General features: G+C 70.0%; 35 protein-coding genes and 1 tRNA gene. 34 read left to right on the forward strand and 2 right to left on the reverse strand.

Features of this window, described 5'->3' with window-relative positions; translation table 11 throughout:
* Nucleotides 1–5: 5 nt before the first annotated feature.
* The 20 genes from MQP27_RS41125 to MQP27_RS41220 all read left to right on the forward strand — a co-directional run bounded on the left by MQP27_RS41125 (nucleotide 6) and on the right by MQP27_RS41220 (nucleotide 11,237).
* A complete protein-coding gene (locus MQP27_RS41125; protein ID WP_242775253.1) occupies nucleotides 6–464 on the forward strand; it encodes a hypothetical protein in 459 nt (152 codons plus the stop codon).
* Nucleotides 465–466: 2 nt separating this feature from the next.
* Nucleotides 467–835, forward strand: coding sequence for a DUF6085 family protein (locus MQP27_RS41130; protein WP_242775255.1), 369 nt, complete (start codon nucleotides 467–469; stop codon nucleotides 833–835).
* Nucleotides 822–1,265, forward strand: coding sequence for a helix-turn-helix domain-containing protein (locus MQP27_RS41135; protein ID WP_242775257.1), 444 nt, complete (start codon nucleotides 822–824; stop codon nucleotides 1,263–1,265). The genes MQP27_RS41130 and MQP27_RS41135 overlap by 14 nt, the downstream gene beginning before the upstream one ends.
* Nucleotides 1,252–1,839, forward strand: a complete 588-nt coding sequence (locus MQP27_RS41140; protein ID WP_242775259.1) for a hypothetical protein — start codon at nucleotides 1,252–1,254, stop codon at nucleotides 1,837–1,839. Before MQP27_RS41135 ends, MQP27_RS41140 begins: the two co-directional genes overlap by 14 nt.
* Nucleotides 1,840–1,964: 125 nt before the next feature.
* Complete coding sequence (locus MQP27_RS41145) at nucleotides 1,965–3,170, forward strand: DUF932 domain-containing protein (RefSeq protein ID WP_242775261.1); 1,206 nt, start codon at nucleotides 1,965–1,967, stop codon at nucleotides 3,168–3,170.
* A 109-nt stretch (nucleotides 3,171–3,279) separates the two neighbouring features.
* Nucleotides 3,280–3,351: transfer RNA gene (locus MQP27_RS41150), tRNA-Ile, on the forward strand.
* A gap of 95 nt (nucleotides 3,352–3,446) precedes the next feature.
* Nucleotides 3,447–3,833 carry a hypothetical protein gene (locus MQP27_RS41155; RefSeq protein WP_242775263.1) on the forward strand — a complete coding sequence of 129 codons (387 nt, stop codon included), beginning with the start codon at nucleotides 3,447–3,449 and terminating at the stop codon, nucleotides 3,831–3,833.
* Complete coding sequence (locus MQP27_RS41160) at nucleotides 3,833–4,744, forward strand: hypothetical protein (protein ID WP_242775265.1); 912 nt, start codon at nucleotides 3,833–3,835, stop codon at nucleotides 4,742–4,744. Before MQP27_RS41155 ends, MQP27_RS41160 begins: the two co-directional genes overlap by 1 nt.
* Nucleotides 4,744–5,109: a zinc finger domain-containing protein gene (locus MQP27_RS41165; protein ID WP_242775267.1), complete on the forward strand. Its 366-nt coding sequence runs from the start codon at nucleotides 4,744–4,746 to the stop codon at nucleotides 5,107–5,109. The genes MQP27_RS41160 and MQP27_RS41165 overlap by 1 nt, the downstream gene beginning before the upstream one ends.
* Complete coding sequence (locus MQP27_RS41170) at nucleotides 5,102–5,656, forward strand: hypothetical protein (RefSeq protein WP_242775269.1); 555 nt, start codon at nucleotides 5,102–5,104, stop codon at nucleotides 5,654–5,656. Before MQP27_RS41165 ends, MQP27_RS41170 begins: the two co-directional genes overlap by 8 nt.
* 2 nt (nucleotides 5,657–5,658) lie before the next feature.
* Nucleotides 5,659–6,126 carry a helix-turn-helix domain-containing protein gene (locus tag MQP27_RS41175; protein ID WP_242775271.1) on the forward strand — a complete coding sequence of 156 codons (468 nt, stop codon included), beginning with the start codon at nucleotides 5,659–5,661 and terminating at the stop codon, nucleotides 6,124–6,126.
* The gene (locus MQP27_RS41180) at nucleotides 6,123–6,743 is read left to right on the forward strand and encodes a hypothetical protein (protein ID WP_242775273.1); all 621 of its coding nucleotides are present in this window, start codon (nucleotides 6,123–6,125) and stop codon (nucleotides 6,741–6,743) included. Before MQP27_RS41175 ends, MQP27_RS41180 begins: the two co-directional genes overlap by 4 nt.
* Complete coding sequence (locus MQP27_RS41185; RefSeq protein WP_242775275.1) at nucleotides 6,740–7,174, forward strand: BTG family protein; 435 nt, start codon at nucleotides 6,740–6,742, stop codon at nucleotides 7,172–7,174. Before MQP27_RS41180 ends, MQP27_RS41185 begins: the two co-directional genes overlap by 4 nt.
* Nucleotides 7,171–8,202 carry a hypothetical protein gene (locus MQP27_RS41190; protein ID WP_242775278.1) on the forward strand — a complete coding sequence of 344 codons (1,032 nt, stop codon included), beginning with the start codon at nucleotides 7,171–7,173 and terminating at the stop codon, nucleotides 8,200–8,202. The genes MQP27_RS41185 and MQP27_RS41190 overlap by 4 nt, the downstream gene beginning before the upstream one ends.
* Nucleotides 8,203–8,359: 157 nt before the next feature.
* Nucleotides 8,360–9,016 carry a hypothetical protein gene (locus MQP27_RS41195; RefSeq protein ID WP_242775281.1) on the forward strand — a complete coding sequence of 219 codons (657 nt, stop codon included), beginning with the start codon at nucleotides 8,360–8,362 and terminating at the stop codon, nucleotides 9,014–9,016.
* A gap of 319 nt (nucleotides 9,017–9,335) precedes the next feature.
* The gene (locus MQP27_RS41200; protein ID WP_242775284.1) at nucleotides 9,336–9,497 is read left to right on the forward strand and encodes a hypothetical protein; all 162 of its coding nucleotides are present in this window, start codon (nucleotides 9,336–9,338) and stop codon (nucleotides 9,495–9,497) included.
* Between the two features lie 5 nt (nucleotides 9,498–9,502).
* A complete protein-coding gene (locus MQP27_RS41205) occupies nucleotides 9,503–9,721 on the forward strand; it encodes a hypothetical protein (RefSeq protein ID WP_242775287.1) in 219 nt (72 codons plus the stop codon).
* 160 nt (nucleotides 9,722–9,881) lie between these two features.
* Complete coding sequence (locus tag MQP27_RS41210) at nucleotides 9,882–10,256, forward strand: hypothetical protein (RefSeq protein ID WP_242775291.1); 375 nt, start codon at nucleotides 9,882–9,884, stop codon at nucleotides 10,254–10,256.
* Between the two features lie 148 nt (nucleotides 10,257–10,404).
* A complete protein-coding gene (locus MQP27_RS41215) occupies nucleotides 10,405–10,806 on the forward strand; it encodes a hypothetical protein (protein WP_242775294.1) in 402 nt (133 codons plus the stop codon).
* Nucleotides 10,803–11,237 (forward strand): hypothetical protein, encoded by a 435-nt coding sequence (locus MQP27_RS41220; RefSeq protein WP_242775296.1) that lies wholly within the window; start codon nucleotides 10,803–10,805, stop codon nucleotides 11,235–11,237. The genes MQP27_RS41215 and MQP27_RS41220 overlap by 4 nt, the downstream gene beginning before the upstream one ends.
* 289 nt (nucleotides 11,238–11,526) lie before the next feature.
* Here MQP27_RS41220 and MQP27_RS41225 read toward each other — a convergent pair whose 3' ends face one another.
* On the reverse strand, nucleotides 11,527–12,117 hold the full coding sequence (locus MQP27_RS41225) for a hypothetical protein (RefSeq protein WP_242775298.1): 591 nt from the start codon (nucleotides 12,115–12,117) through the stop codon (nucleotides 11,527–11,529).
* A 276-nt stretch (nucleotides 12,118–12,393) separates the two neighbouring features.
* On the reverse strand, nucleotides 12,394–12,597 hold the full coding sequence (locus MQP27_RS41230; RefSeq protein WP_242775300.1) for a hypothetical protein: 204 nt from the start codon (nucleotides 12,595–12,597) through the stop codon (nucleotides 12,394–12,396).
* Between the two features lie 43 nt (nucleotides 12,598–12,640).
* On the opposite strand from MQP27_RS41230, the gene MQP27_RS41235 reads away from it, so the two are divergent.
* From MQP27_RS41235 to MQP27_RS41300, 14 genes are all read left to right on the forward strand, one after another.
* Nucleotides 12,641–12,856 carry a hypothetical protein gene (locus tag MQP27_RS41235; protein WP_242775302.1) on the forward strand — a complete coding sequence of 72 codons (216 nt, stop codon included), beginning with the start codon at nucleotides 12,641–12,643 and terminating at the stop codon, nucleotides 12,854–12,856.
* 153 nt (nucleotides 12,857–13,009) lie between these two features.
* Nucleotides 13,010–13,336: an HNH endonuclease gene (locus tag MQP27_RS41240; RefSeq protein ID WP_242775304.1), complete on the forward strand. Its 327-nt coding sequence runs from the start codon at nucleotides 13,010–13,012 to the stop codon at nucleotides 13,334–13,336.
* Nucleotides 13,337–13,610: 274 nt separating this feature from the next.
* Entirely contained in the window at nucleotides 13,611–13,994 is a 384-nt protein-coding gene (locus tag MQP27_RS41245) for a hypothetical protein (RefSeq protein WP_242775306.1), read from the forward strand.
* Nucleotides 13,939–15,468, forward strand: a complete 1,530-nt coding sequence (locus MQP27_RS41250) for a terminase large subunit domain-containing protein (protein WP_242775309.1) — start codon at nucleotides 13,939–13,941, stop codon at nucleotides 15,466–15,468. The genes MQP27_RS41245 and MQP27_RS41250 overlap by 56 nt, the downstream gene beginning before the upstream one ends.
* Before the next feature lie 9 nt (nucleotides 15,469–15,477).
* Nucleotides 15,478–15,711, forward strand: a complete 234-nt coding sequence (locus tag MQP27_RS41255) for a hypothetical protein (protein ID WP_242775312.1) — start codon at nucleotides 15,478–15,480, stop codon at nucleotides 15,709–15,711.
* A gap of 10 nt (nucleotides 15,712–15,721) precedes the next feature.
* Complete coding sequence (locus MQP27_RS41260) at nucleotides 15,722–17,125, forward strand: phage portal protein (RefSeq protein ID WP_242775315.1); 1,404 nt, start codon at nucleotides 15,722–15,724, stop codon at nucleotides 17,123–17,125.
* On the forward strand, nucleotides 17,118–18,095 hold the full coding sequence (locus MQP27_RS41265; protein WP_242775317.1) for an HK97 family phage prohead protease: 978 nt from the start codon (nucleotides 17,118–17,120) through the stop codon (nucleotides 18,093–18,095). The genes MQP27_RS41260 and MQP27_RS41265 overlap by 8 nt, the downstream gene beginning before the upstream one ends.
* A 281-nt stretch (nucleotides 18,096–18,376) precedes the next feature.
* The gene (locus MQP27_RS41270) at nucleotides 18,377–19,630 is read left to right on the forward strand and encodes a phage major capsid protein (protein WP_242775320.1); all 1,254 of its coding nucleotides are present in this window, start codon (nucleotides 18,377–18,379) and stop codon (nucleotides 19,628–19,630) included.
* A gap of 70 nt (nucleotides 19,631–19,700) precedes the next feature.
* Nucleotides 19,701–19,916 carry a hypothetical protein gene (locus MQP27_RS41275; RefSeq protein ID WP_242775322.1) on the forward strand — a complete coding sequence of 72 codons (216 nt, stop codon included), beginning with the start codon at nucleotides 19,701–19,703 and terminating at the stop codon, nucleotides 19,914–19,916.
* Nucleotides 19,916–20,197 (forward strand): hypothetical protein, encoded by a 282-nt coding sequence (locus MQP27_RS41280; protein ID WP_242775324.1) that lies wholly within the window; start codon nucleotides 19,916–19,918, stop codon nucleotides 20,195–20,197. Before MQP27_RS41275 ends, MQP27_RS41280 begins: the two co-directional genes overlap by 1 nt.
* Nucleotides 20,198–20,203: 6 nt before the next feature.
* Nucleotides 20,204–20,548, forward strand: a complete 345-nt coding sequence (locus tag MQP27_RS41285; protein WP_242775326.1) for a hypothetical protein — start codon at nucleotides 20,204–20,206, stop codon at nucleotides 20,546–20,548.
* 1 nt (nucleotide 20,549) lies between these two features.
* Nucleotides 20,550–21,200, forward strand: a complete 651-nt coding sequence (locus MQP27_RS41290; protein WP_242775328.1) for a hypothetical protein — start codon at nucleotides 20,550–20,552, stop codon at nucleotides 21,198–21,200.
* A gap of 1 nt (nucleotide 21,201) precedes the next feature.
* Entirely contained in the window at nucleotides 21,202–22,014 is an 813-nt protein-coding gene (locus tag MQP27_RS41295; RefSeq protein WP_242775330.1) for a head-tail connector protein, read from the forward strand.
* Complete coding sequence (locus tag MQP27_RS41300) at nucleotides 22,015–22,476, forward strand: hypothetical protein (RefSeq protein WP_242775332.1); 462 nt, start codon at nucleotides 22,015–22,017, stop codon at nucleotides 22,474–22,476.
* Nucleotides 22,477–22,484 lie beyond the last annotated feature (8 nt).

The following is a 22,484-nucleotide window of genomic DNA, read 5'->3' on the forward strand; positions in this document are numbered from 1 at the left end:
GCACGTTGCTCAACGAGGACCGTGTCGTACTCGTCTTCAAGCGGTACGCACAGCAATTCCTGGTCGGCGAGGAACTCATGCTCGACCTCGACGTCTCGGTGCAGCGCGAGATATTCGGCCAGTACCTCTTCCAACTGCGCACGAAGATCCTGGCCGACGACCTTCCACCCCAGCAGCTCACCCAGCGGACCAGGGTCACGTACGAGGTGCCGGCCTCCACCTGGCAGATATGGAAAAAACGTCACGCCCAACGCTGGTATGCGCGCCGCTTGGTCGCCCGCTGGCCGGTCCGCTACGAGCCCGACCCGGACGGCCGCGGCACCGACGCCGTCTGCACCTTCGACCTGGAGCGCTTCCGTACATACCCGCGCGCCCGGGTGCAGCTACCCCCGGATCGTTTCGGCATGGAGGTCCTCGCGCACGGCATCCGGAACGTGCGCTGGAACGTAGGGGAGGACCTCTGATCATGCCCGACAACTTGCGCGTGCCCGGCTACTGCCCGATGGGCTGCGGCCGGACTCTGGAGTGCCGCGGCACCGACGGGGCGATCCTGTGCCAGGCGACGAACTGCCCCAGGCCGTACGCCGTCCGCGACCTCCTGGCCGACCGTGAGACCGAGCACGTCGTCCAGTTCGACACGGCAGGCTTCACCATCCGGCACCCCCTCCGCGAGCGCCTGGACGACGAGCTGATGCGGTGCGGCCTGCACAGCCACTGTTCCCACATGTCCGGGCCGCTGGATCCTCCAGGCCGATACCGGGCCGTGCTCTCGGACGACGGGCACTGGATCTTTCATCTGCTTGAAGTCCGACGGTCCACCCATGACGGCGTCTGAGGACAACCCGGCCCCGTGCGCGCAGCCCGGCATCTCCGCCTACCGGCGGGGGTGCCGGTGCCAGGGGTGCCGGGCCGCGAACACCGCGAAATGCCAGCAGGGACACGAACGTCGCGTCGCGAAAGCCGCTGACGCCGACTTCGAGCACGGGGCCAGCGGCTACAAGAACTGGGGCTGCCGATGCCCCGTCTGCACAAAGGCCAACACTGCGGCCGGCCGCGGGGCCGTCCAGCGGTTCGCAGCGAAACACCCCGGCACCGAGGCGCCGAATCGGTACACCCGGTGGACCCCGCAGGAGACGCGTCTGTTGCTCAGCGATGCGCTGACGAACAGCGAGATCGCCGTCCAACTCGGCCGTTCGTACACGGCAGTTGCCACCAAGCGCAGCCAGGTCAGGAAAGCCAAGGAGACCACCGATGCAGACGCTTGACGAGCTGGTCGCCGACCTCGTCGACCGCTATACCGGCGACAAGGAGCACCCGGGCGACGGCGGCCCCGGCCTCATCCACCGCCTCGACACCCTCGGCCTGCGCTCCCGGCAGCCGAGCGACGGCGGACACGCTCCGCCCGGCTCCCGGCCCCCGATGCCCCTGGACGCCGCGTCGTGGTCGCAGCGCATCAAGATCGAAGCCATCGACTTGGACATGCGGCTGCGCGGCTCGGCGCGCACACAGGCCTGGTACCGGGCGCTCAAGGCGATCCCGCCCGGAGCCGAGGCCGCTGGCCGTGTGCCCGAGGTGATCCGGACGGTAGGTCGCTGGCACGGGACGGTGCTCACCGTTCTCGGGCTGCGCGGGCCCAGCGTGCACTTCCGGCACGCTCTCTGCCTGGCCTGCGGGGAGCGCACCGTGTACGGCCGGGCGGACGACGACCGGCCGCGCGCCTGGTGCATCAACGACGCGTGCGACGACGGCGACACCGGGCAGCCCGCGCGCTACGAGGGGCCGCGGCTGTACCTGCTGACGGAGAACCGGACGTCTGGAGCGCCTGAAGCCCAGGTGTGAAGGGGACGGGAACCCAGGAAGTTCGGCGAGAAAGTACGACTAACCACTTGTGGCAACTAGTACTTTCTCGTACTCTGGTTACAGAGGTCGGGGCACAAAGCCCCACCGAACTCCGAGGGGGTGCCATGCCGACCGCCGACGTGAACATCGCGTTCGCCGCCGAGAAGACCAGCCAGATCGAGGCCGCCCGCAGCCGGGACCGCGCGTTCAAGAGCCGCATCGACCGGGGCGAGATCCGCATGATCGGCGGCGACCGGTACGAGGTCCTCACCGGCTGGGACCGGGGCGAGGTCTTCACCGTCACCCGCAACACCAAGGGCGAGATCGACGCCATCATCGCCAACCACGGACTGGACTCCCGCGCGGACGGCACGATCGCCCTCTACGCGGCCTCTCCGGCCTGGCACGACCTCGGGCAGATCATCCCCGGCGGCACCACCGACATCGACACCGTGCTCGGCGCAGGGGGCCTCGACTTCACCGTCACCACCGTCCCCGCCCTCTACGAGTGGAACGGCGAACTGCGCCAGCACGAGGACCAGTTCCACACCGTCCGCACGGACACCGGCGCCCCGCTCGGCGTCGTCGGCCGCCGCTACCAGCCCATCCAGAACCGGCAGGCATTCGAGTTCCTCCAGGAACTCGTCGGCCGCTTCGACGTCATCTGGGAATCCGCCGGAGTCATCCGGGGCGGCAAGCGCGTCTTCGTCTCCATCCGCCTGCCCGAGACCGTCACCGTCGACGCGGACGGCATCAACGACATCGTGGTGCCATACGTGGCCGTCATGAACGACCACTCCGGCAACGGCCAGTTCCAGTGCGTCGTCACCCCCTGGCGCCCCGTCTGCGCCAACACCGAACGCTTCGCCGTCCGCGACGCCGTCACCCGCTGGGCCGTCCGGCACACGGCGGGCGCCACCTCCCAGATCAGGGAGGCGCGCCGCACTCTCGGCCTGTCGGCCCAGTACTTCGAGCGCTTCGCCGAAGAGGAGACCGCCCTCGCCCGCACCGACCTCGCCATCAGCGAGTTCCACAAGGTGATCGGCGACCTCTACCCGCTCGACGACGACGCCACCGACGCCAAGAAGAACAACTTCGCGGCACGGCTCGGCCTCCTGGACGCCGGATTCCGCGCCGAGGGCGAGCGCCTCGGCTTCACCGCCTACGCCGCCGAGCGCGCCATCACCGGCTACGTCGACCACCTCGCGCCCCGCCGTCCCGCCAAGTCCATGACCGAGGAGATCGCGCGCGCCACGGCTGCCTTCGAAGGAGCCGACGACGACCTCAAGTCTCGCGCCCACAAGCGGCTGATGCTCCTCACTCGCCGCTGACCACAGACCGGCGGCCGGACTGACTCCCCCCAGCCCAGTCGCCACCCCGGGGCCGCGCCCCGTGCTTCCCCCGAGCGGGGCGCGGCCCACCCCACAACTCAACACCGAAGCGGCGTAGCTCAGTTGGTAGAGCGCGGATCTTATAAGTCCTGGGTCGCGGGTTCGAGTCCCGTCGCCGCCACTTCGCCCAACGTCCGGCGGCCGGACACGCGACCAGCGCCACGGCGCACAGACTCGCTTCCGGCCGCCGGGCCTATCCCACCCCTGGAGAACGCCGTGACGACACCCGGCCGGACCGCCTCGAAGGCCGGCGACCTCATCCGCCAGTTCAACCACGACACGATCACCACCGGCGACGGCTGGCAGTACCCGCCGCACGCGTACGACGCGATCGGCTCCCTCGCCTACCTGGTGGGCATGCTGCCCCAGGCCATTGAGCAGACCCTGCTGCCCGTGAAGCGGACCCACGAACACGGTCGCGTCGCAGTCGACGGCGGCGGCGATCCCGAGAGGGCCGTCACCGAGCTGGGTGCGGCCGTCGCCACCGCCGCCGGCCTCGCGCGGTCGCTGAGCCGGTCCATGGACCAGATGCACGCAGCCGTCTCCCCACTCGGCCTCGACACCCGTGGCATGCCGGAGTTCGCCGAGGACGGTGAGGTCTGATGCCGCGCGAGGCCTACGTCCCGAAGACGTTCACCGCCGCTCACCAGCGGCTGATCGAGATGGCCGACCGGATCTGCCGCGAGTACGCCGCGCAGGGATTCGACCTGACGCTGCGACAGTTGTACTACCAGTTCGTCGCGCGCGATGTGATCGCGAACAAGCAGACCGAGTACAAGCGCCTCGGCGGCATCATCAACGACGCGCGCCTGGCGGGACTGCTCGACTGGGACTACATCGTCGACCGCACCCGCAACCTGCGCGGCCTGCCGCACTGGGACAACCCCCACTCGGTCATCCGGTCCGCGGCGTCCAGCTACCGCACCGAGCGATGGGCCGACCAGCCGCACCGCGTCGAGGTGTGGATCGAGAAGGACGCGCTCGTCGGCGTGATCGCCGGAGTCTGCAATAGGTACGACGTCGACTACTTCTCCTGCCGCGGCTACACCTCACAGTCCGAACTGTGGGGAGCCGCCCAGCGGATGATCCGCTACCAGAGCGCCGGGCAGAAGCCAGTCATCATCCACCTGGGGGACCACGACCCGTCCGGGGTGGACATGACCCGGGACATCCGCGAGCGCCTGGCCCTGTTCGAGGCCGACGTCGAGGTCCGGCGGATCGCCCTGAACATGGACCAGATCGAAGAGCATCAGCCGCCTCCCAACCCGGCCAAGCTCACCGACTCCCGCGCCACCGGCTACATCCATGCGTACGGGCGCAGCAGTTGGGAGCTCGACGCCCTTGAGCCGACGCTGCTGGACCGGCTCATCGAGGAAGAGATCTGGGACTGCCGGGACGTCGACCTGTGGCATCAGGCGACCCGGGCCATGGATGCCGAGCGCCAGCTCCTGCGCAACGTGGCCGGCCGCTGGGACGAGGTCGCCGAGTTCCTTACCGAAGGCGGTGACCAGTGATGCCCGCCCCGGAGAACTCGCCGCGCAGCGTGGACTGTCCACCGTCCCCACTCGGCTGCGCGGCCTCCGCCGGTGAGCCGTGCCTCAGCCACGGCGGCACCCGTGAGCGTCACAACTTCCACCGGGCTCGTACCGCCGCGTGGGAGGCCGCACGGATCGCCGCTGTCCCGGCGGCCCAGCTCGTCGCCGACGCCGCCGCCCGGAAGGGAGTCCGGCACGCCAAGCACGCCGCCGAGATGCTCGCCGCGAACGGCTTCACTGCTGAGGCCGAGCGGATCCGCCGGGCCGTCTCCGACCGCAACGGCCTGATGTCGGCGAAGCAGGCCGTCGCGCTGCTGGTCGACGAGGACGGCGATCATGGCTGAGACCCGCATCCCGCTGAAGATGGCACTCCTCATGGGCAAGGTGAGCGCCGAGGACGCTGACACCCTGCTCGACGAGCACGACGCACACGTCCTCCGCGAGGCTGCCGCCGCGATCAACGCGATGCCGCCGGACTACGAGTGCGACCCCGGTCGCGGCGACGCGGTCCAGCTCCTGAACCTCATGGCCGACGCCAGCAACGAGAAGAGCACCCCCGACGGCAGCCCGCCGGCCGAGGGCGACGCCACTCCTGCTGCTCCCACCGGTCTACTCGCGCACGCCACGGTCTTCGAGATCCCGTGGGCTGGCAGCATATTGCCGCTCCAGGTAAGGCGCAGCACCGAGGGCGGCGACCGATGGGCGATCTGCGATCGCCAGGGGCGCCGCTGGGACCGGCAGAGCGGCTTCGTCTACGAGCGCCAGGACCTCGACGAGCGGACCCGCACGGATACCCGCTTCCCGCTCGCCGACGCGTGGCCGCTGGCGCACCAGATCGCCGCAGGGGACCACTCGGCGCACGCCACTGATCCGGACGGAGCGAGCCAGTGAACATGCCCGCGCCGCTCACGATCGCCGCGCGCCGCGCCATGGTGGAGGAACTGCTGCGCCAGGAGCCGGGCATCAGCGCCAGGACCATCGCTGCTCGGCTGGGAGTTGGCAAGGACACGATCCGCCGGGACCTCGCCGCGATCGAGGCGGCGCAGCGCCAGGCCGCGTCGGAACCGGCCGCCAAGGAGCCGGATCCCGCGCCGGATGCGCCCGCCCCAAATGCCGTCTCTGCGCCGCGCGACCCGCTCGATGAGCCACTGCGCCGGTGGCTCACCCCCGAGGCGCACGCCGACCTCGCCGTCCTCATGGAGGCTGGTCACTCGGTCAGCTTCGCCGTACGGCGCGCGCTGGAGGTCCTCGCCGACGCCTACCGCGGCGCCTGGGACCGGGACCGGTACCCGCGCGGTACGGCACCCGAGATCACCTCCATCAGCGTCGCCCCGTATCGCCAGAAAGGAGCTGAGCGGTGATCAGCACGGCCACCGTGGACGCGATCAAGAGCGAGCTGACTGCTCACCTGCGTTCCCGAACCGAATGGGACGAACTGCCTGCCGTCTTCACCATGCACAAGGGCCCTGCTGGTCCGGTCCTGTCGGAGGTGCCCGTACCGGAAGTCCTGTGGGTGGCCCACGGACACCCGCCGACCGCAGTCGCCGCCATAGCCGCAGCCGCCCCGAGAATGCCGCGCAGCCCCAACGGGACCCACCTTCTGGTGAGGCCGCTCCAGGGGCCGCTGATCGGCGTGGTGTTCCGGTACGAGGCGTACGCCCTGCGATCCGACTCTCCCAACCCGGTCGCCCGCGAAGCCGCCCGGCGACAGCAGGCTGGCGGCTCGGTGCCCGACTACAAGGACGTCCCCGGCCGCATCGAGCAGCGCTGCATGACGGCCGTCGACCTCGACGGCGGCCGGTACATGGCCAGTAGCGGCCGCATCGCCGAGGGCGAGCCGGACGCCACCGACCCGGTCGTCCATTACCTCGCGTTTGCGGATCCGGACAGGGACCAGCTGTCGGGCAACGTCGTCGATGCCGTCATCCGCCTCCTCAACGCCATCAAGCCGCTGCCGACGAAAGGTGCCACCCCGTGACCCCGCGCCCCGAAGCCGTCGCCGCCGCCGACTGGTGGGCGCAGAAGCTCGCCGGCCCGGCCGAGCACGACAACGGCCGAGGCGCCGAGGAATCGACGGCCCTCGCCAACGCGGTGTCCGCGCTCGTGCGGCGGCAGCGCAGCGCAGCCGAGATCGAGGCATTCCGCGAGGCCCTCGCCGACGAGATCGAGCAGCACATCGGCCAGTACGGCTGGCGCCCGGACGAGCCCGACTTCGGCTCCGCGATGCGCGCCATCCTCGTCGACTACGGGCCCGATCCGGTGCTCGCCCACGCCGCTGAGAAGGCCGGCTTCCAGCTGAGAATGCTCGACCTCCCGCTGAAGACCGTCATGTGGATCAACCCGGGCATCGTCAAGGTCGCCGAGGGCTACTCCGCGCAACCCGTCGTGATCTGGAGCGCTGCGGCATGAACTACCGCCCGTACCCCGACGTGAGCCGCTCGCTTGCCCAGGTGCAGCGCGGACGCGTGCGACCTGAGCACTACGTTCGGCAGCGGCCCGACGGTGTGATCGAGGAGTCGTACGTCATCCCGGAAGCCGAGCTGGCCGCGTTCCACGAGTGGTGGCTGAGCTCGCCCAGGTCCAGCGGCGCAGACGCCAACGTCACCGTGTTCAGCACCAGCAACACCTCGGCCGGTGCTGGTGCCGAATCCCCGCGCGCACGCGCTCAGGCCACCGGATTCACCGGCATCTCGGCAGCCGGCATCGCCTACGCGGCGGAGGCACTGCGGCACTTCGGCGAGTCCCTGGCCGAGCGTCCGCGCGGCACCGGCAAAGCCGCCATCATCGAGGCGATCGTCGACCAGGCCGTGAAGGCCGGCGAGCATGTCCACGTGGCCGGTCACGACGGCGTACGGTGCGCCGGGGGCGACGACACGTGCACGCTTCCGCGAACGATGCCGCGCCAGTGCCCGGGCTGCGGGCACGCCCAGCATGCCCCTGGCGTCGAGTGCGAGACCAGCGTCGAGCACGGGCCGAATCGCTGGCACCGCTGCCTGTGCCTGGCCACGCCCGGCGCGTCGCGAGCCTGCCCGCCGCAGATGGACTGCCAGGGCGGCACGTTGGGTTTTGCGGACATCGTCCACCTCCGCGAGGGCCGCACGCTCCGTGGCACTGACGGCGAGACCATCACCCCCGACGTCCTCGCGGAGCCGCATCCGATCGTCCTCGCGCGGACCGTCAGGACCTGCACCGCAGTCCCCTCGCAGTGGAACGCCTGGACCGTCGACGGCCAGTACCTGTACCTGCGGTACCGGTCCGGCATCGGCACCGCGGACGCCTACGCCGACGAGCACTCTGAGAACTGGACCCGCATCCCGGACGGCGCCGTCGCTCGCTTCGACACCGGGGACCGCCTCGACGGCGAGATGACCCTCATCGAGTTCTGTCAGCGAGCTGGCCTCCAGCTGGCCGACGACGCGGAGGTGATCGGCGAATGAGCCGGGACGGCCATGGCCCGACGGAAGGTGAGCTGCGCCGGGCTGGTGTGGAACTGCGCGTCGGCCGGCTGAACGACGAGATCGACGCGCTCTTTCGGTCGACCAGGCGCGGTCGCCTGCTACTCCGCGTCGCCCGCTGGTACGCCCGGCGGAAGCGTTGACCGCGCCGATACCCCGGCCGCCGGGCCTATGGCGGGCGATCGCGCGGGACCACGTCCTGAACCCGGAGGAAGCAGCCACCCGTGCCACGGTCCTGGCCGACCTCACTCAGCCGACCGAGCCGCCGCCCGCCCAGCCGACCCCACCGCAGGAGGACGTCGACGAGCAGCCACCGAGACTGCGGCTCAGCCCCTACCAGTCCCTCATAGACCGGTCGGGCTGGAAGCCGTTCCTCACCCACACGGAAGACCGCGCACGGCTGGAAGGCTTCCAGCCGGACGGGGCCGCCGTCATCGCGATCGCCGTACGGGGCGAGAAGACCAAGGCGTACGTGCTGCCCGCCGCGCCGAAACGTCAACCACGCTGGCGAGCCATCGCGCCTGCGGACCTGGGGGAGTTCCTGACCGGCCGCAGGGTGATCGCCCCTCGGCCTCCGGCCTCCAACTGCTCTTGCGAGAAGCGCCGTTACCCGACGGAGGCACGTGCGAAGGCCGCCATCGTCGACGTGACGATCCGACGCGTCGTCAAGCTCCGAGGCCTGCAATCCGAGCGCCGGGCGTACCGATGCCCGGACGACGACCTGACCTGGCACCTCACGCACATCGCGAAGTGGTACGACGACAAGAACTCCAAGCACCGGGAGAAGACTTCATGACCGCCCCTCTGCAAGTCCGCCCTGCGACATTCCCGCCGGTCGGATTCAGCAACGCCCCCTCCGGCCGCGCGTGGAGCGCCGGATGTCGGCCGTGCGGCAGCCGCGGCGTCCCGTTGCTCATCGCCCGGTCGGCGGTCCTGGACCGCGCCGGGTGGGAAGCGTGTATGGCCGCCGCGCACGCCCACGTCGCCAGGCACAAGGAAGGCGGACGCCTGTGACCGGCCGACCTACCCGCCGCAGCGACCGCACACCCAAGCACCGCCGACAGCCAGCCGCTGACGGCCGCCCGAGCGGGCCGTCCCCGGTCCAGGTCCGCCTCATGGGAGACGACGCGGCCGTCCGCCAGTTGGTCGCCGCGTTGCAGAACGCTGCCCACTGCGGGCCCGCCAGCTACCTTCCCATGCGGAACAGCGACGGCACCCGGGCCTACCTCGATGTCGTCGTGCCCCTCGGCACGCCGGTCCCACCAACGGAAGGATGAACGAGATGATCAGCGAACGAGCGCGTGTCAGTGTCCTGCTGCTCGTCGGCGACCAGGCCGAGGTCGTCGCCGACGTACCGCCGGCGGAGCGCGCCGAACCGGAACGGTACGCGGCGGACGAGATCGCGGCGGCGGTCGGCGTCCCCGTCGAGTCGCTGCCCGGCAGCCGCCTGACGGCCGACGTGGGGGAGGACGGTCGGCTCTCCGGCTGGCAGCTGGCGTAACGAGAAGGCCTCGGACTCCGTCGGGAATCCGGGGCCTCTTTCACACCCATGGGTGTTGCAATCCACTACTCCAATGCTGTAAAGTACTACTCAGAGGTGAGGGGCTGCGAACCCCAACCCTCCGATCCATCTCAACTCAACAGAGGGAAGGAAGGCCACAATGGCTGACCGAGAGGAAGAGATGCTGAGGGTGCTCGCCCTCGGAATCTCACAGGTCTACTCGATCCTCGTCGACGTCTGCGGACTGCTCCCCAGCCCGCTCCGTCTCCCCGTCGAGGGGCGGATCTCCAGCAGGGAAGCCGTCCCTGCGGTGATCCGAGTCGACGAACTGGCCACCGACCAGCCGCTCGGTGAGATGCAGGCAGCGCAGCTGCACACCGGATGCATCCACTGGCTGGCAGCGGTCGACCTGTACATGCTCTGCTCGGAGCACGAGTACAGGTTCAACAGGATCGAAGGAATCTCCGCGAACCTCCTCTACGCAGAGGAGGCGCTCACGAGGCTCCACCTGTGGCTCCTGAGCAGCCGAAACTGAAATAACCGCAGCTGCCCCCGGCATCCAGCCGGGGGCAGCCCCACATCAAGAACAAGGCCGGTGAGGGCCAGGCCGAAGCCTCAGCGCGCGAGCGCCGTTGCGAAACCCTCACCGGTCGATCCATCCCTCAACAGAAGGACAGAACCTCATGGTAGACCGCGCCCCCGAGACCGTCGCCGAGATCGCCAGCCGCACCGGCCGGCCCCTGACCACCGTGAAGAACACCTGGACACGACACCCCGCGTGGCCCGACCCACTCCCGCAGCGCCGCGGCCGATGGAGACTGTACGACCCGGCCGACGTCGACGCCTTCATCCGGGACCACATCGACCGCCAGGTCGCCGACCTGGAACCGACGCGGCTCTACACCGCCCAGCAGCTCGAAGACGCCGGAATCGGCATCAGGGCCGGGACGATCCGCTCCGACCTCACCCGCCGCCGCTGGCCCGAACCCGACGACACCGAGGGCGGCACCAACCGGTGGTACGGCGCCACCGTCACCGAGGCTCTCGCCGGACGCCGCGGCTACCGCAGGACAGAGGGAGAATGACCGCCGTGACGGCCATGCCCGAACCCACCGCACCCCAAGAGGAAGACCAGCCCCGCCCGACCAGCCGTCGGGAAGCCGCCCTGGACGCCCTGCTCGACGGCTGGCAGGAGGACGGGCCAGATCGCACGAACCACCTGCTCACGGCACTCACCCACGCCGTACTCGCCATCTCCGAACCGCCGACCGTCCCAGAGCACGCTCTGGCACCCACCACCGCGCCGCGTGCCATGCAACTCCTCGCGTTGATGCGGAGCGCCGGCGGCGTCTGGGACGGCAAGCGCGCTCTCGCCGCCTATGAGGTCCTCGGGGTCAAGAGCGACGGCGTCAGGCCCCTTGACGCGCAGACCGCCCGCCGGGACCTGATCAACCTTGCTGACGCAGGGCTGGTCCACCGAGTCGATGCCAGCAGGACCTTCGCGGTGGGGGGCTGATTCCGCGTTCGTCTACGATGCCGGTGAGCCCCTCCAGGGGAAGGCGTACCGGGCGGCCGTACACCGCCCGCGTCGGGGGCGGGCCGCGCGAACCCGTGCGCCCGGGAGGGGTTGAACTCCGGCCGGGCCCAAGGATTCCCACCAAGGGGTGACGCGAAGGGATGGGTTGTCGGACTGGCCTACGGGCCTACGAACCGGCGAGGCTGTCGCAAGCCTGAAGAGCGGCCCCTGTCACCCCGCCCACCGAAAGGCCCGGGGCGCCACCACCCGTGGCGTCCCGGGCCGTCGGTCAATCCGAACTGGCTGCCGCAGCGGGCCGACGGCGCCAACGCCTGGCTTTCCACCACGCGACCCGGTACACCTGCCATCGCGTCGGCAGGTACCACAGGTCGTCGCGGCAGACATCGGTGAACTCACGCTGAGCCTCGATGACTCGGAAGATCGCCTCATTGACCTGGTCGTCCGTGGCCGCCACCGTCAGGTCGAACACGGCGGTCAGCCGCTCCAGCACCACGTCGGCCGCTTCCAGGGGCCGCGGATTCGCCACGAGACGCAGGTCCAGATAGGCCTGGAGCGTCTCGGTGTGATTCAGGGACATCTGGCCGAGCGCTTCGCTCGTGGCTCGCCGAGCCCCCTTCGGACTCAGGACCAGGGGTCTGCGGCGCTTGCCCAGAAACACGGCGTACAGGCGCATCTCCAGGTACCAGCGAGCCGCACCGGCGTGAGCCTGAGTCACCGCCGCCTGGAACCGCGCATACACCTGGCGGCGCTCATTCCTGCTCCCCAGCCGTACACCCGCCTTGGACTGAAGCTGCTTCGTCAGGGCGGACGTCACGGTCTTCGCGGCGGAAGAGGCCGCAGCACTGATCGGATCAACCACGGCGCCAGTGTGCACCCTCAACCCCGCCTTTACGCGGCCCAGTTGAGCGTGTCGCCGTCAACTACCAGTCTCGGGCGATCTAGTAGATCGAGTGGTAGTTCTGGTAGATGCGACGTGCGTGGCGTGCTGCCGACCTCGCGGTCCCCTCCCGGTACCCCAGCCTCCCGGTCGGGTTACACCATGCCCGCGCCACTGGGTGCGCGCAGCGGGACTCGAACCCGTACTTCCACGCTCTTACCGGCACGTCGCCAGCCGGAAGCGTTCAGCGTACGCCGTTCAGTCCTCGTCGTCGTACAGCGCAGAGAAGGACCGGCGGGCCACGGCCCCGGTATACGCGTCCAGTTCGGCCCACTCCTCTGCGGTCAGCGGGCGCGGATCACGCAGACCAGCCGCCATGCTCTCCGCCAAGGCGCGGCCGAAGGACTCGTACCGCTCACTGATGGAAGGCCTGCCGAGCAGGCGACGGACCAGACGGTTCATGCACCCAGGATGGCACCCTGACCAGGCCGGGCACACTGGATCTGTGACCACCATCCCCACCGGGCGTGACGGCCGGCCCCTCGTCACCACGGCCATGGCCGCCTACTCGCTCGGCATGAAGCCAGGATCATTCCGTGGCTGGGCTGCCCGGCATGCCGTCACCGCCTCCGCCTATCAGGCCAATCCCAACGGAGGTCAGCCGACTGCCCTGTGGGATCTGGCCGACATCGCGGACTGCTGGGTCGTGGCGGTCGAGTAGGCGTACCGATGCACCGACGCGGCGATGTAGCGATGTAGCGGCACAACGTGCTTGACGTGCGGATATGCCGCAGCGCATGCTGTGTCATGTTGCGCTTACTGCCTCATGAGCCCGGCCGCAGAGCCGGGCTCTGGCATGTCAGGGGTGGTGCGCATGCCCCAGCTCAGTGAGCAGGACATCGCACGACGTACCAAGCAGGCCCGTAGCGGACGCCCCTGGCTCCGCCTCCAGGCCCAGGTCTACGAGGAAGAGACCCACTGCTGGTGGTGTCACCAGTACGTCGACCAGTCCCTGCCTGGTACCACCCACCCCATGGGCCGCACCGTGGACCATGTCCATCCGCTCTGGCTCGGCGGTGAGCCGCTCGAACGATCGAACGTCCGACTCGCTCATCGCCGGTGCAACACCATCCGCAACAACCAGCTCCGAGCCGCCCAGCGTCCACGCCCCAGCTACACCGTCGACGCCTCCGCCCTCTGACCCCCGGCCGGCCCCCGCGAGGCCGGTGCCGCGCCCAGCGGCCGACGGATCACTGCGGCTGACCTGCGGCGATGCCCACGGGCCAGCAGGTGCGGGCACGGCCGCCAGGCCTCGCCAGGCATGATCAAGGCTCTGACCTGCGGAAACGTCGTGGATCTTGCTGCACCCGACCAAGATCGCCTTTTTTGATCTTGGGGGCGGATGACCCCGCACCCAACTCAAAAAAATATCCCCCCGCAGAAAACGGCAGCCGTCTTCCGGGGTGGTGATCTTGGTGAGTGAGGCCATCGAGGAACCCGTCGGCCTGGGGGAGCGGGGCCGGCGGATGTGGGGCGAGTCCCTGGCGATCTGGTCTCTGACTCCGGCGCACCTGGTGCTGCTGGAGGAGGCTTGTCGGATCGCTGACCGGCTTGACCTTCTGAACGCCATGTTGCTCCGTCCGGCAGGGGATGTCAACCCCGATGTCGCGCAATTCGCTGATATTTCGGGGCTGTTGGCGGAGTCTCGGCAGCAATCCAGCGCTCTCAAGCTGCTGTTGGCGGAGATCCGGCAGGGTCAGAAGGCCTCCGGACCGGCAAAGGCGGATCCGGCGGGAGGTGTCGGTGTCGCCGACCTCACCGCGCGAATCGCTCAGCGCCGCCGCGAAGCCGAGAGTTGAAGTCCACCCTCCCTACGCCTACACGCTCGGCCAAGAGGCGGACGACCTCGCCCGGAAGGCCGGCCTCGTCGCGGACCCGTGGCAGCGCGACGCCATCGACCTGCTGCTGGCCTGCCGGGCAGACGGCAAGTGGGCGTGCTTCGAGTACGCCGAGCTAGTCGCCCGCCAGAACGGCAAGGGAAGCCTCCTCGAGATCAGGGTTCTGATCGGCTTCCTGGTCCTGGGCGAGGAGACGATCCTCTGGTCGGCCCACGAGTACAAGACCTCGATGGAGGCCTTCCGCCGCGTCCGCAGGCTCATCAAGAGACTCGGCACGCAGGTCGGCAACAACGAGAACCTGTACGAGGTCGACGGCGTCCGCATCAAGATCTCGAACACCAACGGCGAGGAAGGGTTCGAGCGCCTCGACACCGAGGCGAGGATCAAGTTCGTCGCCCGCTCGAAGGGCTCCGGCCGCGGCTTCTCCGGCGACTTGGTCATCATCGACGAAGCGTTCGCGTACACGCTGATGCAGCAGGACGCGCTGATGCCGACGATGCGGGCCCGCCCCAACCCGCAGATCATCTACACGTCGTCTCCCCCGCTGGACGGCGAGTCCGGCGACGTGCTGTACATGCTGCGCGCGCGAGCCGAAGCCGGAGGGGACGACTCGCTCGGGTACCGCGACTGGGGCGCGGCCGGCGACCTCGACCACCTGGACCAGGTCGACCTGGACGACCGGGAGCTGTGGGCGGCTACGAACCCGGCCTGGGGGAAGCGGGTCACCCCGGAGGCCATGGTGCGCGACCGCCGGGGCATGTCGGCGAAGGGATTCGCGAGGGAGATCCTCGGCATCTGGCCGAAGCGCGCGCAGGGCAACGTCGTCATCGACCCGAAGCTGTGGGCGCAGATGGCCGACGAGACGTCCCGGCGCACGACGGACGGCGGCATCGCCATCGGCGTCGACGTCTCGCCGCTGCGCGACTACGCCGCGGTGTGCGTGTACGGCGTCCGCGACGACGGTCTCGGGCACGTGCAGCTCGCCGACTACCGGCCCGGCACCAAGTGGCTCGTGCCCCGTCTGGTCGAACTCCGGGAAGCGCTGGAGCCGATCGCCGTGGCGATGGGCCGCGGCACGCACGCCTTCCTCGACACGGCCCTCCGAGAGGCCGACTTCAAGGTCCCGGAGGACAAGGACGCGCCGCAGGCCGGGGACCTCGCCGTCACCTCCGCGATCGACATGGCGGCCGCTGCCGGCCAGGTCCTCGAAGGAGTCCGTGAGCAGGCCTTCCGGTACATGCCGAACCAGCATCTCGATACCGCGGTCGCGGGCGCGAAGACCAAGCAGTCCGGCGACACGATCGCGTGGACCTCGAACGGCTCCGAGGTCGACATCAGCCCGCTCGTCGCCATGACCCTCGCCCGCTGGAGCTACGCGAGCCGCTCGCACCTTCTGGCGGACGCCGAATACGACGTCCTCGACTCGGTCTTCTAGGAGGTGCGCGTGGACGGCCCGGACCTCCAGGTGAAGAAGCTCGGAGCCCTCGTTCCCGTGACCGTCGAGCAGCTGCTCGACGCCGGTCTCCCGCTGCCGCCCGGCATGGAGCCGCCGCCCCCGCCGAAGCCGCTGCCGCGGCGCATCCGGTGGCGCATCGCGCGCGCCAACGTCATCTGGTCCCTGCGCCGCCGGGTCGGGTTCTGGATCGCCAACTACGAGCCGGACGACGAGGATTGGTAGGCGAGCGCGCGTGAAGCTGCCCTGGCGCAAGACGGCGCGGCGCGACGACGACGGGGGCCCGGTCCTGGTCGGCGACGTGTGGATGGACGCCCGCGGCCGTACGGCGAGCTGGCGCGCGACGGCGCGCGCCACCTGGGGGCGTCGGCTCGGCGTCGCGGCGCGCGGCTTCGCCCGCGCCGGCGCATGGATCGTCGGCGTTGAGTCGCGTGGCGCAGTCGAGAGCCGCGCCATTACCTCATTGCCCTGGGATCAGGGCGGCTCCCCGAACTCCGGCTCGGTCAGCACCGAACGCGCGCTGCGCCTGGCGCCGGTGTACGCGGCCGGCCGTCTGCTCGCCAGCAACATCGCCGCCGCCCCGCTGCGCCAGTACCGCGAGACCACCGCCGGCGTGCAGCGGCTGCAACTCTCCAGCCTCTTCACGAGCCCCTCGACACAGGGCAACCTCAACGACTGGATCTGGCGGGCCGTGCTCAGCATGGTCTACCGGGGCAACGCCGTCGGCTACGTGACCGCCCGCGACTACTACGGCTACCCGACGATGGTCGAGTGGCTGCCGATGGACTGGGTCCAGGTCGTCGACTCGATGCCGTACGGCCCCGGCTCGTTCGTCAACCCGATCTGGTACGTCCTCGGGAGCCGGGTCGACGCCGAGGACATCGTGCACATCCCCTGGTTCACGCTGCCGGGCAAGGTTCTCGGCCTCAGCCCGATCGGCGCCTTCGCGTCGATGGCGTCGACGAACCTGGCCGCGCAGGAGTACATGGAGGCCTGGCACGCCACCGGCGGCGTCCCGCCCGGCACCTTCAAGTCGACGACACAGAAGATCGACCAGAAGGAAGCCGCGATCATCAAGGCCCGCCTGGTCGAGGCGATCCGCTCCCGGCAGCCGATCGTGCACGGCAAGGACTGGGACTACACGGCCATCACCGTCCCGGCGTACGAGGCCCAGTTCATCGCCACGCTGAAGCTCGGCGCGACGCAGCTCGCGGCCATCTACGGCGTGCCGCCTGAGCTCATCGGCGGCGAGACCGGCGGCTCGATGTCCTACAGCAGCCCCGAGCAGCGCGAGATCGAACTGATCCAACTCACGCTCCTGCCGTGGATGTCGAAGCTGGAGTCGCACCTCACGATGCTCACCCCGCGCGGGCAGTGCGTGAAGTTCGACGCCGACGCCCTGATCCGCCTGGACCCGCTGACCCGGTGGGGGATCTACGAGAAGGCCCGCCTCATCGGCGGCATGAACATCGACGAGATCCGCAACCGCGAGGACCTCGCGCCGCTCCCGAACGGCCAGGGCCAGGACTACACACCGCTGCCCATCGCGGCCGGCGTCTCCATTACCCCGCCCACGATCCGCAGCGACGACGACCCCCGCCTGCGCCTGATCCCGGGAAGGGGACAGCAGCATGGCTGATCAGGGCAACATCACCACCCCGAACCCCGCCGACCTGGACGCGGCAGCACGCCGGTACGCAGCCGCGCAGGGATGGGCGATGCCGGACGGCTCGTATCCGATCCGTCCCACGGACATGCACGGCCGCGACGACCTCGAAGCGGCGATCCGCGCGGTGGGCCGCGGCGGCGCCAGCCACAACGCGATCCGCGCCCACATCATCAAGCGCGCCCAGGCCATCGGCCTGAGCGACCTCATCCCCAGCAACTGGGGAGCCGACGGCAGCATCACCGGTCAGAACAGCCTGGAGGGCACTGTGGAGATCGAACGCCGGTACACCTCCGGCGACACCGGCAAGGCCGAACTGCGCGCCGACGACGGCGCCAAGCGCATCGGCGGCTATGCGGCCACCTTCAACCGGCAGTCCAAGAACCTCGGAGGGTTCATCGAGGTCGTCGACCCCGTGGCCTTCAACCAGAGCCGTGGCGACGGCTGGCCGGAGGTCATCGCCCGCTACAACCACGACGACATGGCGCTCCTTGGCACCACGGCGGCCGGCACGCTGCGCATGGGCATCGACTCGTACGGCCTGTCGTACGACGTGCTGCCGCCGTCATCGATGTCCTACGTCACCGAGCTCGTCGAGCGGGGCGACGTCCGCAAGTCCAGCTTCGCGTTCCGCACGCTGGACGACGACTGGACCATGACCGATCAGGGCTACCCGCTGCGGCGCCTGCTCGGCGTGCAGCTCGTCGACGTCGCCCCGGTCAACACCCCGGCCTACAACGACACCTCGGCTGGCCTGCGCTCGCTCGCGACGAAGTTCGACGCCGACCTCGAAGAGGTCCGGTCGATGGCCCAGGCCGACGAGCTGCGGAAGTTCTTCGTCCGCAGCGACGGCCCGACGCCGGCCGTGCGGAAGAAGAAGGGCATGTTCGGGCCCGCTGCTGCTGCGGCGCTCCTGGCCCGGCGCGAAGACCCGTACGTCTGAGCCCTTTCGGGCCGCGTACGCACTGCATCACCAAGACCCCCTCACGAGGGGGCGGCACGACCGTCCTGGACCGCGTAACCGCGCCGCCACGGCGTCGACTTGGGCAACCCCCGGTCGGCGTCCGCTCTGGGCGCGGCGAAGCACACAACGGGCTGCGTGTGACACGGAGAGGGATCAGCGGACCGCCAGTTGCGCAAAGGCGCTGGCCACCGGCACCCCACGGGGTGCGGGACCGCGAGGGCTCCCGGTCGAGATCGATTCGATCGGACGGGAGTCCACCCATGTCAGGAATGGTTCAGACGCTCCGCGAGCGTCGCGCCAGCGTCTGGGAGCAGATGAAGGGGCTCGCGGACAAGGCGAGCGAGGAGAACCGCGCCTTCTCCGCCGAGGAGCAGGGCCAGTGGGACGCGATGACCGAGGAGCTCGACAACCTCGACAAGCGCATCAAGTCCGCGCTGGACACCGAGCAGCGCGCCAAGGACGCCGACGACGCCTTCAACCGCCTGCACGGCAACGGCGGCGGCCAGGGCGGCGGAAGCGGCCAGCGGGGCACCGGCCCACAGCCGCCGGAGGGCCAGCAGGCCTCCGAGCTGCGCAACTGGATGCGCGGCGAGGGTCCCCGCTTCTACGAGGTCAAGCCGTCCGGGCCGATCGACGTCCGTAGCCTCACCAAGGGCTCCGCGACGGCCGGCGGCAACACGGTGCCGACCAACTTCTACGACCGCCTGGTCCAGCACCTCATCCAGACCAGCGCGATCCTCCAGTCCGGGGCGACGATCCTCAACACCGACTCCGGCGAGACGATCCAGATCCCGAAGACCACCGCGCACTCCACGGCGGCGATCGTCACCGAAGGCAACGCGATCGGGGCCAGCGAGCCCACGTTCGGCCAGGTCCCGCTCGGCGCCTACAAGTACGGCGCCCTCATCCAGGTCTCCCGCGAGCTCCTGGACGACACCGGCGTCGACCTGGAGGGCTACCTCGCCATGCAGGCCGGCCGCGCGCTCGGCAACGCGTTCGGCGCGCACGCCATCACCGGCACCGGCACCGGCCAGCCGCGCGGTGTGGTCACCGACGCGACCACGGGCGTCACCGGCGCCACCGGCGTGACGGGCGCGTTCAGCTCGGACAACCTCATCGACCTGTTCTTCTCCGTCATCGCCCCCTACCGGCGCTCGGAGGCGGCGGTGTGGATGATGGCGGACTCGTCGATCGCCAACGCCCGCAAGCTCAAGGACACGACCGGCCAGTACATCTGGCAGCCGGGTCTCCAGGCGGGCGTCCCGGACACGATCCTCGGCAAGCCCGTGCTGACCGAGCCGAACATGGCCGCGGTCGGCCTGTCGGCGAAGTCGGTGGCCTTCGGCGACATGTCGCAGTACTTCGTGCGGCTCGCCGGCGGCATCCGCTTCGAGCGCTCGGACGACTACGCCTTCAACACCGACTTGGTCACCTTCCGGGCGCTCATGCGCGCGGACGGCGCCCTCGTCGACCTGACCGGCGCCGTCAAGACGTTCGCCGGCGGGGCTTCCTGACCCGCAACTTCCGGCCGGAGGCGGCACACACCGCCTCCGGCCGTCCAGCCCGAGACTTCTGGGAGATGCCATGGCCAAGGGCCAGCAAGTACTCGCCACCGACCTGTCGCTTGCCGTCGGCGCAGCTCTCGCGGCTCTGACGAGCGCCGCAGGTACCCCCGCCGCGGGCACGGTCGACGTCACCGCGACGCCGACGCAGGCCGCGATCAACAACAACTTCGCGACCATCGTGACCAGGCTCAACGCGATCACGGCGGTGCTCAAGGACGCCGGGATCCTCGCCTGATGGCTCGCGCTATCCCCCTCGCCACCGGCACGGCCGACGCCCAGGCCGTGACCGGGGCGTGCACGCTCGTGGGCTTCTCCGCGCGGGAGACCGGCGGAACCAACTCGGCCGACGTGACCTTCCGGGACGGCACCGACGCCAGCGGGGCGATCAAGGCGATCGCCCGCCTGGTCGCCAACGGCAGCCAGGCCGGTCCGCTGCCGCCCGTGGACTTCGCGACCGGCATCTTCATCGACCGCTCAGGCACCGGCTCTTCCGAGCTGGTCCTCTACCTGCTGTGAGGAAGCATGCAGATCCGTATGAAGACCACCGTGTCCGGCTCGCGCAACGGGGTCCCCTGGCCGCCGCGTGGCGAGACCGTCGAGCTGCCCGACGACGAGGCGACCGCTCTGTGCGCCTCCGGCATGGCCGAGCCCGTCGAGCATGATGAGGAAGCGTCGGAGGCGATCGGCGACGAAGAGACTCGGCCGGCACCTGACGACGACGTGGAGAAGCGGACGCTGACCACCCAGACCGCCGCAGCCGTCACGCCGGGCGCGGGCGACTCGCAGCCGAAGACGCTAGCCAAGCAGGCGGCGCCCGCGAAGAAGACCGCCGCGAAGAAGACGACGGCCGCGCCGGCCAAGGACTGAGGTGCCCGGCTTCGGGCTGCTCGTCGACGACTTCGACGACGGCGTGCGCGACCCGGCCACGTGGTCTGGCTCGTACGGCGACATCGTCGAGGTGGGCGGCCGGGCCCGGGTGCCGTGCACGACCGCCTACTCGGCCTACGCCTCGGCCGCCGCGTACACGCTGGCCGGATCGCAGATCGCCTGCCGCGTCTATCCGCCAGCTGCGGGCGGGGCCGGCGTCGAGGCCCTGGCGGAGGTCCTCGTTCTGTCCAGCGTCGGCGGCACCGACGCGGGCTTCAGCCTCAACCTCGTCACCGGCCTGCTGCACCTCATCTCCCGCACCGGCTACGGCGACCCGAACGAAGTGGCCCTGATCTACTCGCCGTCCGCGCACGCATGGGTGAGGCTGCGCGAGGGCGCCGGGACGCTGGCCTGGGACACCTCGGCGGACGGCGCGACCTGGACGACCCGCCGCAGCGCGACCTCACCGGCCTGGGTGGCCGAGGCGAACCTTGAAGTGATCCTCGCCGGTCACCGCGACAGCGGCGCCGGGGACTACGCGGAGTTCGACAACTTCAATCTGCTGCGCAAGACCACGGTGGGGGCTGTCGCACGGAACGCGCCCACCCTCACCTCCTTGGCCCGCACCGGGCCGGTCCTGAGCGGGAGTTGATATGGCGTACGACCTCGGCGACGTCGTCCCCCTCGGGGTCACGGTCACCGACGCCGGCGGCACCCTCGTGAACGCCGGGAGCATGGCCCTGACGATCACGCTGCCGGACGACAGCACGGTCACCGTCACCCCGGTTACCCCGGTCAGCACCGGGACCTACACTTACGACTACGCCACCACGCAGGCCGGGCGACACCTCGTACGGTGGCTGGCCACGGGCGCCTACGCCAACGCGTACACCGACGTGTTCGACGTCCGCGAGCAGACCCTCGTCGCGATCGTGTCGCTCGCAGACGCGAAGAAGCAGCTCAACATCGACCTGGCGGACACCAGCCAGGACGACGAGCTACGCGGCTTCATCACCGGCGCATCCCTGGCCGTGGAGCGGGAACTCGGCACGATCGTCGCCCGGCGCTCCTTCACCGAGCGGCGCGCGGCCGACGGCGACGGCCAGATCCTGCTGAGCAACGTTCCCGTGCTCGCCCTCGTCAGCGCGCAGAGCCCGGACGGGGCCACGACATGGAACGTCGCCGACCTCGACGTCGACTCGGCCACCGGCCTCGTTGCCGCGAAGACAGGCGCGCCCCTGAGCGGCGACGTCCAGTTCGTCTACAAGGCCGGCCTGCGGATCGTCCCGGACGACTACCAGCTGGCGACGAACATCATCATCCAGCACCTGTGGGACACCCAGCGCGGCAAGATGGGCGCGGTCCCTGGCGGCGGCGAAGAGCCGACCTACATGTCCGGCCGAGGCTTCGCCCTTCCGCGCCGGGCCCTGGAACTGCTCGACACACCACTCCCGGGGATTGCGTAGATGGACAGCTCCCGCGTACCCGAGCTCATCGACAACTTCGTCGCGGCCCTCACGGCCGCCTCGGGCCTGTCCGGCGTACAGGTCGTCGATGGGCCGTTCGTCACCGACTCGGCGGCCACGGAGTGGGTGTTCGTCGGCTACGACGGTGACCCCGAGGGCGAGTACATGACGGCCCAGACGACCCAGGAGTGGGCGGGCCTGGGCGCGAAGGCGAAGAACGAGGCCATTCTCCTGACCTGCGCCGTGCTCGTACGGCGCGGCACGACCGACGTGAAGGCCTGCCGGAAGCGCACCTTCGAGATCTTCGCCGAGGTCGAGGCCGTCGTACGGGCGGACCCATCGGTGGGCATGCCCCCGCCCTCCATCTGCTCGATCGCCGAGCACACCTTCCACACCGAGCAGACCGACCGCGGCATCCAAGGCCGCATGCCGTTCACGCTCACCAGTTCCACCCGCATCTGACCGCCGAG

Source organism: Streptomyces cylindrosporus (assembly GCF_022698165.1).
GTDB lineage: Bacteria > Actinomycetota > Actinomycetes > Streptomycetales > Streptomycetaceae > Streptomyces > Streptomyces cylindrosporus.